This window comes from Providencia sp. PROV033 (assembly GCF_028484855.1).
In the GTDB taxonomy this organism is placed as follows: domain Bacteria; phylum Pseudomonadota; class Gammaproteobacteria; order Enterobacterales; family Enterobacteriaceae; genus Providencia; species Providencia alcalifaciens.
In genome coordinates, this window is record NZ_JAMPSW010000100.1 from 1 (window position 1) to 12,613 (window position 12,613).

Here is a 12,613-nt window from a genome sequence, read left to right on the forward strand (position 1 = left end):
TTAATTAATTTATTAAAAAGTTAAACCCAGTGACCTTAAAAGAGAAAAACGAAAATGCGGATTGGAATGAAAAAAATCGTGCAAGAAAAATCAGAAGGAAAAACTGAAAAGAGGTATAAAAAATACAGGGAAGAAAACCCCGCACCCGATACACATGCCACTGCTACAGGGTGCGGTAAAAATCAATTAACGGCCGCCAAATAATGACATGCTGTTCAGATCTTTAAAAATATCTTGAGAAGCTTGGAACATCGCCTTCTCTTTATAATAATCCGTTGTGGTCGCTGTCCAGTTCGTCTCTAACAACTCACTTTTACGCGCCGCATTCTGGATAGAACGGGTATCCGCTAAGAAATCAAGTTTATCAATCTCTTGCAGCTGTAAACCTTGTTTCGCTTCGATATTGGAGATTTGATCCAATGCCGCTTTAATGCCACGGTTAGCCGCGTCCATACCCGCTTGCGCTCTGTCTAAATCCGCTTGTGGTGCATTTTCTTGTGGAATGCCCAGCGCTTTGATGCCTTCGTTCAATGCTTTAAAGACATTGACCATACCCGTACCATCGGTTTCAAACACTTGTGCGCCCGTGAAATAGGTAGTCATTTCACGCTCACTCGCGACATTCTGAGTGATTGGCTTATCGCCACCGTGGTACAGCACTTCACCATCCGCATCAATTTCAAATGGTGGCTTATCAGATTTAAAGCCCGCAAAAATATAGCGACCATTACCGTCGGTGGTATTGCCCAGCGCAACTAATTGCTCTTTCAGGCCTGTCAGTTGCTCAGCTAGTGAATTGCGGTCTTTATCACTCAAAGCGCCTTGGTTAGAAGCTTGAATGATGGTGGTATCGATTTGCGTCGTGACATCCGTCATTTGCGTCAGGATGCTCATTTGCAACGTCATACCGGTTTTCGCAAAACCGCGGCTGGTCACATATTGTTGGTTGCGGTTTTCAGACTGGTTAATACGCACCGCTTGAGATGATGCCTGCGGGTCATCTGAAGGCTTGTTTACACGCTGCCCTGAAGCTAATTGACTACCCGCCTCCATCCAACGAGATTGAGCGCCATTCATGTCCTGTAAGCGTTGGTGGAAAATCATATTCGTACTTAAACGCATCGCTTAAATCCTTATTAAATTCTGATTAAAACCCAGTGTTTTTGATCACTCAAAACGCCATCAATTAGAACGCACGCATTAATGCATTAAATAAATCATCAACCGTCTTTAATACCTGAGCATTGGCGTTAAAGAATTGCTGGATTTTTTGCATCTGAATGCTCTCTTCATTCATGTTAACCCCCGAAATTTCTTGCTCTTGGCGATAGAAACTTTCGGTCATTTTGTTCTGGGTTTCAGAATCAATTTGCGCTTGCTTAGTACGACTTCCCACATCATTGACTAATGTTGCGTAGAAATCAGAGAACGTCGAGCCACCATCAATCAGTTTTTGGTCTTGCAGCTTAACTAACTCTTTAATATTTTTGTTGTCACCCGGGCCACCATCTTTACTGCCTGCTTTTGCAAACTGCGAAGACTCGGTTACCAGCGTTGACATCCCGTTAACCACACCATTCATCGGTTTAACGACGAAAGTGTCTCCTTGTGCAGGAGAATTGGTCGTGATTTTGAGTTCAATACCTTCAAATTTCAGTGAACCTGGAGTGCCAGTATCAACTTTAACGTCAACGCCATCCGGTAAACGGGTTACATTCCATTTGCCACCATCAAAACGCATTTCATAGTTTTTGCCCGTCACTTGAGAAACATCGCTGTAACTCAAATCAAAGTCAGTTTTACCGGTATTGAAGGTGTTGCTGACCACAGAGCCTTTACCAATCGCGAAAAAGTCTTTGCCAGTTTCGCCATTAGAATCAAAACCTTTTTGATGAATTTCATTAAATTTAGTCGCAAAAACTAACGCTAATTTATTGATTTTTTGATAAGCAGGGTCGAGCACTTCTTGGCGTGAACGTAAAATACCGCTCAATTCACCGCCTTTGAATGCTTCGTCAGGGATTTCACGAACTTGGTCATTTGCCCCCACAAAGCCAATGCTAAAACGGCTGTCATCTTTTGAGGATGGCACTGCTTCTAAACGGTTAGCTTTTTCGCCAGTAACCAGCGGTAGCCCGTTGGCAAAGGTCACGTTATAGTTGCCATTTTGTTCGATAACTTTAACGCCAATCAACGAGTTAACTTCATTCACTAAGCGGTCACGGACATCCAGCAGATCGTTAGGCTCTGAGCCACTGACGGAGCGCACACGTGCAATTTGTTGGTTTAATCCCGCAATTTTTTCTGCGTAGATGTTGATATCTTTCACCTTATTTTCAATTTGGCGGTTGATATCACGTTCCATCTCTTGCAGTTGTTTATCAGCTTCTTTGAATTGAGAAACTAGCGCGTTGGATTGCCCTAAGAAAACGTCAAGCAGCGTTTTGTCGCTCGCGTCACTGCTAGCTGTATCCAGCGCTGTAAAAAAGCTGCCGATGCTACCAGACAAGTCTTCGACATTGTTTGTCAGTAGGTCATCCACTTTGTTGCAGTTTTTCACATACGCTTCGAAATCACCGCTATGCGCGCGGGATTGGCTGTATTGCGCATTAACAAATTCATCAAACTCACGGCGAACATGGCTGAAATAGGTGCCGTTACCAAAATAACCATTAGGTGTCATCGTACCGGGATTCTCCCCGAAAACAGCACTTTGGCGGTGATAGTAACCTACGCCAGCGTTCGCTAAGTTGTTAGAAATAACACTTAACCCGCCTTGCGCAGCGTTCACACCACTGAGCGCATTATTCATTACATTGTTCAGCATAAGCTTTTCCTATTCTTGGGACTGAGCGCTTTGATTGGCTGACTCAATCTCAGCGCTAGCCACTCAAAATTTTTCACTTATTTATTTATCGGAAAATTGGCGCAAATGTTTAGCGCAAACTTTGATTTATTAAGATGCTTTAAAAGATATCGTTTAAGTCGATGTTATAAGCTTGAATCGCCCGTGACGCCGAGGTATTCGCCACACTACCCGAACCACGAATCTGGTTAATTAACGTGATCAATTTGTCTGAATATCCAGGGTCGGTCGCATACCCTGCTTTATGGAGGCGACGTGCTGCAATTTCTGGGGTTGCGGCGTGTTTAACATCTTTATAGCGAGGATTTTCCGTTAACAGGCTGATATAGTCGGAAATCGCCTCTTCATAGGAGCCATACACCCGGAAATCATCGCGCATTTTGATGGTTTTACCGTTGATCACTTCCGTGGTCATAATATTCGTGACCGGTCCTTGCCAATTTTTACCCGCTTTAATACCAAATAAGTTATGGCTGGTTTTACCTTCCGCAGTCAGAATTTCTCGTTTTCCCCAACCACTTTCTAATGCCGCTTGCGCCAGAATTAAGAAATGGGAAATACCACTTTTTTCACTGGCATTTTTAGCAGGCTCAATCAATTGATTGATAAAATTGCTGCTATTGAGTGATAAGGATTTGATTTGCTTGAAAGGTGATGCCAGTGCATCCCCCATAGCAGGGGCGAATCGTCGTACCATTTGCTCTAACGCGAACGGTGGCAACGATTGCAGATCCTGCTCATTGAGTGGCATAAAAGCGCCTTGTGCGGGTGAGCTTGGTGATTGGTCACGGGTCAGTTGCTGATACATCATTTCCCCAAAACCAAGCCCTTTTTGGGCAAGGTCTTGAGCAATTTGTTGGTCATACATACTGGTCATCATGCGCGTTTGGTCGCTGGAAAACATGCCATCCTGCGGTAATGCAGAACGCATGCTTTTGAGCATCATTTCCACGAATGTTGCTTCCAGTTGCTGCGTCACTTGACGCAGCCCTTGTTCCGGCGATTTGTTTAACTCGCCTTTTAAACTGGTTAACGACTGGACATCATACGCAGCCCCTTGTAATAACTGCATATCGCTCATTAGATGATCTCCAGTTTCGCACGTAGGCAGCCCGCACTTTCCATCGCTTGCAAGATAGACATTAAATCTGTTGGCGTTGCCCCTAAGGTATTGAGCGCCTGGATAACTTGGTTAAGTTGAACGCTTGCATTCACTTTTTGCAGCGCCCCACCTTGCTCTTTCACGCCAATATTGGTGTTACGAGTGACCACCGTTTGTCCGCCAGCAAATGGCGTATTGGGTTGGTTAACTTGGGTTTGACGGTCAACTGTCACAGCTAAGCTGCCATGCGCGACCGCACAACTATCCAACGTCACACTGCGGTTGATCACCACAGAGCCAGTGCGTGAATTCAGAATAACTTTGGCTTCTGCCATCGGCGTACGTACGTTCAGCTCTTGAACTCGCGATAAAAAGCGGACTTGGTCTGTGTTATTTGCGGGAACGAGTAATTGAACAGTTCGCGAATCTAATGCGCGCGCAGAACCCATTCCACCCAGACGGTTAATCGCATCTGAAATGTCTTGTGCTAAAGCAAAACTGTCCTCGTTGAGTTGCAGGTTGATAGCACCACTTTGACCAAAGCTACTGGCCAGTTCGCGTTCAATGGTTGCACCATCAGTAATACGTCCACCATTAAGTTGGTTGACTTTGACGCTGCTTCCGCCTGCACTAGCCCCTGCACCACCCACTAAAACGTTACCTTGCGCCATCGCATAAATTTGCCCATCACTCCCTTTTAATGGCGTCATCAGCAAGGTACCACCACGTAAACTTTTTGCGTTACCCATCGAGGAAACAACCACATCCACCGATTGACCAGAGCGACCAAATGGCGGCATTTTTGCCGTGACCATGACCGCTGCGACGTTTTTCAGCTGCATGTTGGTGCCCGGTGGAACAGTGATGCCCATCTGGGACAACATGTTATTTAAGCTTTGAGTGGTAAATGGGGTTTGCATGGTTTGGTCACCCGTTCCATCCAATCCGACCACTAAACCATAACCAATTAATGGGTTATCTCTCACCCCTTGCACCGTGGTGAGATCTTTAATTCGTTCGCTGTAGGCAGGAGCAACAAATAGGCTCCCGAAAAGGCAAACAAATGAAATGAGAACGAATAATTTGTTTTTCATTGATTTTTCTCGGCTATTAGCTGACGGATATTCACTTAGTAAGGGGATACATTTAAGAAAAAGCGCTGTAGCCACCCCATTGTTTGGGACTCGTTGATATAGCCATCACCAACGTATTCAATCCGAGCATCAGCCACTTGCGTGGAACTTACATTGTTATCTGCGCCAATCGTGCGCGGGTTCACCACGCCGGAGAAACGAATAGATTCCGTTCCCTGATTAATCGCAATGCGTTTTTCACCCACGACATGTAAATTGCCATTTGCTAATAACTGGTCAACGGTCACGGTAATTGTGCCTTTAAAGGTATTATTGGCATTTGCGCCACCTTTGCCGTTAAAGTCGCTGTTTCCTTTCACATCAATTTCTGTGTTGCTACCGCCTAACCAACCTTGCATAAACCCAGGCAGAATCGCTGCCAAGAATCCGGTTTTTCCGCTACGGTTTGCATTTGCAGACGAGTTTTTACTCGCACTCACGTTTTCTTGTAAGTTGATCGTTAAGATATCGCCAACATTACGAGGCCTTCTGTCTTCAAATAGCGGCTGGTAGCCGTAGTAAGCAGGTTGAGCACTCTGAAAAATAGCACCGTTAGGAGCGGGTGCTGTGGGTGCAGTCGGTACTGCACTGGTTTGTGTGTCCACCAGCGGGCGTGGCTTAATATGTGCACAGCCATTTAATGTGACCGCCACTGCCGCAACCAAACAGACGGATTTTGTGGTCTGTAACACTGTTTTTCTCCGCTTAGGAACAATACCGTTTTCAATCATCATGCGACTCTTTTGCTACTGGATACCTTTGTCATCACGAAAGGCAGTTCACGATGTTATTCATGAACTGCCATCCTTACTTACAGCTGTGTCAGACGTTGCAGCATTTGGTCTGATGCAGAAACTGCTTTGCTGTTAATTTCGTATGCACGTTGAGTTTGGATCATGTTCACCAACTCTTCAGCAACGTTAACGTTTGAGGTTTCTAACATGCCTTGATACAGCAAGCCCGCGCCGTTGGTGCCCGGAGCACTCTCATTCGGTGCACCTGAACTTGCGGTTTCCATGTACAGGTTTTCACCCATGCTTTCTAAGCCAGCATCGTTAATAAAAGTGGTTAACGTGATTTGACCGATTTGCTGTGGTTGGTTGTCTCCATACACGGTGACTGAAACCGTACCATCGCGGGCAATACTCAAGCTGTTGGCGTTTTCTGGGATCATGATCGCCGGAACCACTTGATAGCCACTCGATGTCACTAACTGGCCATCTTGGTTACGCTGAAGCGCACCATCACGGGTGTAAGCATTGGTACCATCAGGCATCTGAACGTGTAAAAAACCTTGACCTTTAATGGCGATATCCGTGGTCGTGCCGGTTTTGTTCAAGTTACCTTGGCTATGAATACGTACTGTCGCCACTGGGCGCGCACCGGTACCCATTTGTAAACCTGATGGTAATGAGGTTTGTTCTGAACTCATCGCCCCCGGTTGACGGATGTTTTGGTACAGTAAATCTTCAAATACCGCACGTTGGCGTTTAAAACCGTTGGTGCTGACGTTTGCCAAGTTGTTGGAAATTACGTCTAGGTTTGTTTGTTGAGCATCAAGCCCTGTTTTTGCAATCCATAAAGAGCGGATCATAGTCATTCCTTACTAACAATTGCCGTCCAGCGGCTAGCTGTTAGTGATTAGCTGATCGTAAGTAGTTGATTGGCACGCTGCGCATTTTCGTCTGCGCTGTGGATCACTTTCATTTGCATTTCAAAATGGCGAGCATTGGCAATCATGGAGACCATGGCTTCAGCGGCATTGACGTTACTGCCCTCAATCACCCCAGAAGTCACGACAGCACGCTCGCTCATCGGTAATCCTTCGCCATTCGCTGCTTGCGCCTGAGGGGATAAATGGAATAATCCATCTTCACCACGGACTAAGTCTTGCGGCTGCGCTTCAACCACTTTGAGGCGGCCAATCTGTCCCAACATGGTTGGTGGATCGGTTGCCAGCAACGCGGTAATGGTGCCATCGTTACCGATAGTTAATTCCGCATTCGGTGGCACGTTAATAGCACCGCCATCACCTTGTAACACGCGCTCACCAATCATCAATTCACCGTCTGGCGAAATTTGAATGTTACCGTTGCGGGTATACGCTTCAGTGCCATCGCCTAAAGCGACTGCCAAAAAGTGTTTATCATTCAACGCAACATCCATCGGTCTACCGGTATAGTTCAGTTGACCTTGGCTCATATCCGCACCGGGTGTTGATGCGACAACTAACGTACGCGTCTGCTCGGTATCACCATGAATAGGCACTGCACGCATCGCTGACATCTGAGCTTTAAAACCCGCCGTTGAAACGTTCGCAATGTTATTCGACACAATACTTTGGTTTTCAAGCGCATGACGCGCCCCGCCCATTGCGGTATAAATGACATGATCCATCGCCAGCCTCTAGGATTAACGTAAGTTAACCAGTGTTTGTAACATCTGGTCTTGGGTCTTAATGGTTTGGGCGTTGGACTGATAGTTACGCTGCATCACAATCATGCTGATCAGTTCTTGGCTCATATCCACGTTGGACGATTCCAGCGCACCACTGGTTAATTTACCGAATTGACCTACACCCGGAACGCCATCCATTGGGTTACCAGAAGCATTTGACGCAGCCCAGACGTTACCACCTTGGGAAACCAAACCATTCGGGTTAGCAAATGCGGATAACGCAATTTGACCCACAACGCGTTTTTGTTGGTTGGAGTAGTTAGCAACAATCAGACCGTTATCTTCGATTTTGAAGGTGGTGTATTCACCCGCAGGGTAGCCGTTAACATCAATAGCACTGACTGAAGATTTGCTCACTTTTTGTTGACGGGTTTTGCCCAAATCAACTTGTAGAGTACCATCATTCGCACCATTTAAGCCTTTGAATGGGAAAGCAAACGTTGTTGGTAATTGAACCGTAGTATCTGGGGCACCAGAGTTTGGGCCTTTGACAACTTTTTCAGTCATTAGCTTACCGTTACCGTCAAATTCTAGCTCCCCCAGCTTTTCAGCTTTAGTTTCACTAGAAGCTTTAGCGTATGCACTCCATTTGTTATCTGCATCCTTCACAAAATAAACAGAAATTTCATGGGTGTTACCTTGGCTGTCATAAGCTGTCATGGTAGTGCTGAAGTTATATGTCGCGATATCATCAGGCTTGTTTGGATCAAAAGGCTTATCTTTAACTTTATCTTCTGAGTTCAAGTTAATCGTTAACTTAGCTAAATCAGATTGCTTCGCATTCATCATATCCGTTGGGATATTCATGCCAGCCGGAACACCACCACTTTGTACTGTGATATTGCCTTTCTCATCCACGCTTGCCGGATATCCAGTCACTACCATGCCTTGGTTGTTGACTAAGTTACCGCTTTTATCACGCAGGAATTGACCGTCACGGCTGTAATAAACATCACCGTTTTTGTCTTGAACACGGAAAAAACCGTTACCGGAAATCGCAACGTCGGTTGCTCTATCAGTACGGGTAATTGGACCATTTTTGAAGTTTTGAGTGACGGCTGCAACGTTAACACCAAGTCCAACACCGGAGCCGGCAAACATATCAGCAAACGAGGTTGTCGCCCCTTTAAAACCGTTAGTTGCGGAGTTGGCAATGTTGTTACCAATCGAGTCTAGCCCCGCTGATGCTGCATTTAAGCCACTGACTGCTTGTGAAAAAGACATATTTTCTCCATGAATATTTGGGGAATAAAAGTTTGGGGAATAAAATTAAGATGCGGGATACACTTTAAAGATGCTGCTTAGTGGCACGCTTTGCCCTATTCCAACATCCAGTAATGGTGCATCTGAGCCAGGTGTGACACCATTGACTCGGGCATAACCGAGTTTGGTGACAGCAATTTCAGACCCCATCCTGACGGCTTTCACATCAAAGAAATATTTACCTTTCGGATCGGCAACCACATTGCCGTTGTTATCGCGACCATCCCATGCCATATCGTAAATATCGGGTTTCACTTCTGAGTCATAGGTGATGGTACGGACGACGGTGCGGTTTTTGTCTCGAATGGTAATTTCAACGCTATCGGCCATCTTCGGTAGGAAGAAACCAAATGGCGATGAAATGTAATCGGTTTGCGGCTCTTCAGTACCGTCCCCGCCTTCATTACCTTCTGTTGCACCAAAATTACTGAGCCCAAAATTAGATGGGCTATTCGCGCTAATCACATCATCAGGTAACGGGTTAGCCGGCTTAGCCACATTGCTATTTTCGCCGTTGCTCTCTTTTTTCAGTGGCGCAAGCACAATTTCATTGCGCGGGATAAGCACCCCCTTGCCCACTAGTTGCGTCGCCTGTAATGACTGTCCAGACCCAATTTGTTTCGAAATTCCGGTAACGCTATCGCTGAGTTTATTCATACTCTCAAGCGTGGCTATCTGCGCCAATTGCCCCGTTAAATCCGCGTTATCCATTGGTTTGGTCGGATCTTGGTTCTTCATTTGCGTGACAATCATGGTTAAAAATGTGTCACGCATATCATCACTTTGACTTTTCTTTGGAATGTTACTCGCTGCAGCTGCAGGTCCAGCAACTGTGTTATCCAAAGAATCATTCATTGAGGCAGAAATTCCCATTGCGCGTCTCCGTTACTGACCTAGCGTTAAGGTTTTCTGTAGCAATGTTTTAGCGGTATTCATGACTTCTAAGTTGGCTTGATAGCTACGCGATGCGGAGATGGTGTTGATCATTTCACCCACGGTATCGACGTTAGGCATCTTCACATAGCCCTTTTCATCTGCAAGAGGATGACCGGGCTTGTATTCCATACGCGGGGGAGCGGGATCTTCGATTAATTCACTCACACGAACGCCACCGACTTGGTTACGACCTTGTGGTGCCATTTGAAAAACCACTTGCTTCGCGCGGTATGGTTCACCATCAGGACCCACCACACTTTCTGCGTTCGCCATGTTACTCGCACTAACGTTTAAACGCTGAGATTGCGCGGTTAATGCAGAAGAGGAGATATCAAAAATACTGAGTAAACCCATACCCCTTACCCTTGTTGTAGAACGGCCAACATACTTTTGACTTGGCTATTGATGAATGTAAGATCGGCTTGATATTTCAATGTGTTATCAGCAAATTGGCTGCGTTCAACATCCATATCAACCGTATTTCCATCCATTGAAGTTTGATAAGGCACGCGATATTTCAGATCCAGTGCAGCAGGCTTCATATCATGGCCTTCAATATGTCCTTTGGCTGTCACTGCCAGTGAAATACCCTTTCCTTTCACCACGCCTTTATCCATCGCTTGTTGTAATTGACGATTAAAATCAATATCACGCGCTTGATAACCGGGGGTATCCGCATTGGCGATGTTAGAAGCCAAAACAGTCTGTCTTGCTTCTCTTATGGACAAAGCCCGTTGCTGAAAAGCAAAGGTGGCATCTAATTTATCAATCATGGTTTCCTCAATGGATTTCAGTTAATTCCTAATCGATTTAGACGAAAATTAAGAATCTTTTAATTGCAGTTTTTATAAACGCAAAGTTTGAATATAGAAATTCGATGCTCATATTAGCTGGCAGATAAAAAATCTAATGGCGAGATAAAAGCAAAATAATTGACCTATTTGCCTCATTCATTATTGACGATGTAGGTAAACTTCAAGGGTGAAAAGGTATTGGATGAAAAAGGAAATGGGATGATAAAAACTATTTTTTCAATTAAATATATTTTAATTATCAGTATATTAAACCTATTTTCTTTTTCTGTGCAAGCATCTCTTCCACAAGATATTGACCAGTATTTCCGTAAAATTCATGGAAAACAAAATAGCGTTTCAATTGAAATAAAAACCCCAATTGATAAATGGCCAAATTGTGATAAGCCGCAAATTGGCTTACCCAGTGGGGGTCGTAATATGGGGAATATCTCATTGCCAGTGCAGTGCGATAAGAAAAAACAGTATTTACAGCTGACGGTGAATGTCACCGGGCAATATTATGTTGCTACCCGCAATATTCAGCGGGGAGAAACCATTGAATTTGTGGATATTGGCACCAAAAAAGGGCTTATTCATCAATTGCCATCTGGGGCATCTACCGACAAAATGGCACTGCGTGGTACGTTAGCCCTTCGCAATATTACTGCTGGGCAGACGTTTACTCGCTCAATGGTTAGGCGCCCTTGGGCTATTAAGGCGGGTCAAACAGTCTATGTGTTCGCCACAGGGGATAATTTCTCTGTGAAATATGAAGGTCGAGCTATCAATAATGCCGTCATTGGCGAGAACATTCGAGTTCGACTCATCAACGGGCAAGTGGTCAATGGTGAAGCGCAAGAGAATGGCAGTGTACACGTTGCGCTAAACTAACTTAATTTACGTTAAATCATTAAGTTACTGCATGATAAATTTCTGTTTTTACAACGAATTACAGGTATAATTTTTGTAATTCGTCTGAAGTAGTTAAGTACACAGTTAATTATTAGGATTTATTCAGATAATTAAGTGAAATAACTTACATCACTGGTAATTTGAAATCGAACCGAATATTAAAGGTTCATTAATCTCTGCCGATAACTCTCTATATCAAAAATATCGGGTACAGGAAAAATACTATGGCTATTGAGCAAACATCTGCAATCTCTGCCTTGACTCAGGTAACCACTCGTGCCCCACAGGAAACCGCTGCGCTAGTGCGTGAGAAAAAAGTCTCCGCTAACGAGACGGTCAAAGAGAGTACTTTCGCACCGAGTGAATTACAAAAGAAATTACTTCAGCCTCAAGCTTCTGATATTGATGTGACTAAAGTTGAAAAAATCAAACAAGCCATTAAAGACGGCACGTTAACTATGGATGCAGGTAAAATCGCTGATGGCATTTTACGTGACGCTCATGAATGCATGCTTTCTATGAAATAAACTGAACGACTATGAACGACGAATTATTACTCCTATTAGAACAGCAGCTTGGTCATTTGCAGTCACTGGAAATTGTGATGAAAAATGAAGAGCTATTACTGGGTTACCATCGTGTGCCACCTTCTCCATTTCAGGAAACAACGGAGCAAAAGCGTTTTTTAGTTGCCGCTATCAGTCATGGCGTGAACCACCGTTTACGACTGGAAGAGCAAGCAAAAATCGTTGCGCCGTATGAAGGTAACCCAGCGCTTAGCCACACTTGGAATACAATTAAAGACCTGACGGCTCAGCTAAAAGATTTAAATTATCGTAATCACCAAATGCTTCAACTGCATATTGAGCTGAATGCACAACGTCTAAATTTTGTGAAAAAGCATAATAATCAGTCAACTTACGGTGCTGACGGCTTAGAATCTAAACGCCCTACGTTAGGAAAGAAAATTTCAATTTAGATTTCTGGCTAAACCTATTTTCCTCACCCCCTATTTTTATCTGGTTAAATGATCAGAGTCTTTTTGGTTTATTAAACTCAGCCTTTTGGCCGATTAAATTTCGCTTTTCTTGCTTTTATTCTCACCTCAATACATTTCACAACCTCTCCATCTGTAACCCCGATTTTTTCT

The 12,613-nt window shown here is 44.5% G+C and carries 15 protein-coding genes; 4 read left to right on the top strand and 11 right to left on the bottom strand.

Annotated features, from left to right (window positions below; all coding sequences use genetic code 11):
- The first annotated feature begins 66 nt into the window (after positions 1-66).
- Complete coding sequence (locus tag PSF16_RS14375) at positions 67-204, top strand: hypothetical protein (RefSeq protein ID WP_272689496.1); 138 nt, start codon at positions 67-69, stop codon at positions 202-204.
- Here the strand turns inward: PSF16_RS14375 and flgL are convergent.
- From flgL to flgB, 11 genes are all read right to left on the bottom strand, one after another.
- Positions 187-1,122 carry a flagellar hook-associated protein FlgL gene (flgL, locus tag PSF16_RS14380; protein WP_272689497.1) on the bottom strand — a complete coding sequence of 312 codons (936 nt, stop codon included), beginning with the start codon at positions 1,120-1,122 and terminating at the stop codon, positions 187-189. The genes PSF16_RS14375 and flgL overlap by 18 nt on opposite strands.
- Positions 1,123-1,186: 64 nt before the next feature.
- Positions 1,187-2,827 (bottom strand): flagellar hook-associated protein FlgK, encoded by a 1,641-nt coding sequence (gene flgK, locus PSF16_RS14385; protein ID WP_272689498.1) that lies wholly within the window; start codon positions 2,825-2,827, stop codon positions 1,187-1,189.
- A gap of 139 nt (positions 2,828-2,966) precedes the next feature.
- Positions 2,967-3,947: a flagellar assembly peptidoglycan hydrolase FlgJ gene (flgJ, locus tag PSF16_RS14390; protein WP_036951441.1), complete on the bottom strand. Its 981-nt coding sequence runs from the start codon at positions 3,945-3,947 to the stop codon at positions 2,967-2,969.
- Entirely contained in the window at positions 3,947-5,062 is a 1,116-nt protein-coding gene (locus tag PSF16_RS14395) for a flagellar basal body P-ring protein FlgI (protein WP_272689499.1), read from the bottom strand. Before PSF16_RS14395 ends, flgJ begins: the two co-directional genes overlap by 1 nt.
- Before the next feature lie 35 nt (positions 5,063-5,097).
- Positions 5,098-5,832, bottom strand: coding sequence for a flagellar basal body L-ring protein FlgH (locus PSF16_RS14400; RefSeq protein WP_154628524.1), 735 nt, complete (start codon positions 5,830-5,832; stop codon positions 5,098-5,100).
- 80 nt (positions 5,833-5,912) lie between these two features.
- Entirely contained in the window at positions 5,913-6,695 is a 783-nt protein-coding gene (gene flgG, locus PSF16_RS14405; protein ID WP_272689500.1) for a flagellar basal-body rod protein FlgG, read from the bottom strand.
- Positions 6,696-6,742: 47 nt separating this feature from the next.
- On the bottom strand, positions 6,743-7,498 hold the full coding sequence (locus PSF16_RS14410) for a flagellar basal body rod protein FlgF (RefSeq protein ID WP_272689501.1): 756 nt from the start codon (positions 7,496-7,498) through the stop codon (positions 6,743-6,745).
- Positions 7,499-7,513: 15 nt separating this feature from the next.
- Complete coding sequence (gene flgE / locus PSF16_RS14415; protein WP_272689502.1) at positions 7,514-8,782, bottom strand: flagellar hook protein FlgE; 1,269 nt, start codon at positions 8,780-8,782, stop codon at positions 7,514-7,516.
- A 45-nt stretch (positions 8,783-8,827) separates the two neighbouring features.
- Positions 8,828-9,694, bottom strand: a complete 867-nt coding sequence (locus PSF16_RS14420; RefSeq protein ID WP_272689503.1) for a flagellar hook assembly protein FlgD — start codon at positions 9,692-9,694, stop codon at positions 8,828-8,830.
- 12 nt (positions 9,695-9,706) lie between these two features.
- Complete coding sequence (gene flgC / locus PSF16_RS14425) at positions 9,707-10,111, bottom strand: flagellar basal body rod protein FlgC (protein WP_036951457.1); 405 nt, start codon at positions 10,109-10,111, stop codon at positions 9,707-9,709.
- Between the two features lie 5 nt (positions 10,112-10,116).
- Entirely contained in the window at positions 10,117-10,530 is a 414-nt protein-coding gene (gene flgB / locus PSF16_RS14430) for a flagellar basal body rod protein FlgB (RefSeq protein WP_006657508.1), read from the bottom strand.
- Between the two features lie 240 nt (positions 10,531-10,770).
- Between flgB and flgA the strand changes: the two genes are divergently transcribed.
- From flgA to PSF16_RS14445, 3 genes are all read left to right on the top strand, one after another.
- Complete coding sequence (gene flgA / locus PSF16_RS14435) at positions 10,771-11,442, top strand: flagellar basal body P-ring formation chaperone FlgA (RefSeq protein ID WP_272689504.1); 672 nt, start codon at positions 10,771-10,773, stop codon at positions 11,440-11,442.
- A 245-nt stretch (positions 11,443-11,687) separates the two neighbouring features.
- On the top strand, positions 11,688-11,990 hold the full coding sequence (gene flgM, locus PSF16_RS14440; RefSeq protein ID WP_272689505.1) for a flagellar biosynthesis anti-sigma factor FlgM: 303 nt from the start codon (positions 11,688-11,690) through the stop codon (positions 11,988-11,990).
- 11 nt (positions 11,991-12,001) lie between these two features.
- Positions 12,002-12,442 (top strand): flagella synthesis protein FlgN, encoded by a 441-nt coding sequence (locus tag PSF16_RS14445; RefSeq protein ID WP_272689506.1) that lies wholly within the window; start codon positions 12,002-12,004, stop codon positions 12,440-12,442.
- Positions 12,443-12,613 lie beyond the last annotated feature (171 nt).

Bases quoted from the DNA above. Each gene is read 5' to 3' on its own strand.
- flgA (WP_272689504.1), top strand. From the start codon at position 10,771: ATGATAAAAACTATTTTTTCAATTAAATATATTTTAATTATCAGTATA.
- PSF16_RS14410 (WP_272689501.1), bottom strand. From the start codon at position 7,498: ATGGATCATGTCATTTATACCGCAATGGGCGGGGCGCGTCATGCGCTT.
- PSF16_RS14445 (WP_272689506.1), top strand. From the start codon at position 12,002: ATGAACGACGAATTATTACTCCTATTAGAACAGCAGCTTGGTCATTTG.
- flgK (WP_272689498.1), bottom strand. From the start codon at position 2,827: ATGCTGAACAATGTAATGAATAATGCGCTCAGTGGTGTGAACGCTGCG.
- flgL (WP_272689497.1), bottom strand. From the start codon at position 1,122: ATGCGTTTAAGTACGAATATGATTTTCCACCAACGCTTACAGGACATG.
- PSF16_RS14400 (WP_154628524.1), bottom strand. From the start codon at position 5,832: ATGATTGAAAACGGTATTGTTCCTAAGCGGAGAAAAACAGTGTTACAG.
- flgE (WP_272689502.1), bottom strand. From the start codon at position 8,782: ATGTCTTTTTCACAAGCAGTCAGTGGCTTAAATGCAGCATCAGCGGGG.
- flgB (WP_006657508.1), bottom strand. From the start codon at position 10,530: ATGATTGATAAATTAGATGCCACCTTTGCTTTTCAGCAACGGGCTTTG.
- PSF16_RS14375 (WP_272689496.1), top strand. From the start codon at position 67: ATGAAAAAAATCGTGCAAGAAAAATCAGAAGGAAAAACTGAAAAGAGG.
- flgG (WP_272689500.1), bottom strand. From the start codon at position 6,695: ATGATCCGCTCTTTATGGATTGCAAAAACAGGGCTTGATGCTCAACAA.
- flgJ (WP_036951441.1), bottom strand. From the start codon at position 3,947: ATGAGCGATATGCAGTTATTACAAGGGGCTGCGTATGATGTCCAGTCG.
- flgM (WP_272689505.1), top strand. From the start codon at position 11,688: ATGGCTATTGAGCAAACATCTGCAATCTCTGCCTTGACTCAGGTAACC.
- flgC (WP_036951457.1), bottom strand. From the start codon at position 10,111: ATGGGTTTACTCAGTATTTTTGATATCTCCTCTTCTGCATTAACCGCG.
- PSF16_RS14395 (WP_272689499.1), bottom strand. From the start codon at position 5,062: ATGAAAAACAAATTATTCGTTCTCATTTCATTTGTTTGCCTTTTCGGG.
- PSF16_RS14420 (WP_272689503.1), bottom strand. From the start codon at position 9,694: ATGGGAATTTCTGCCTCAATGAATGATTCTTTGGATAACACAGTTGCT.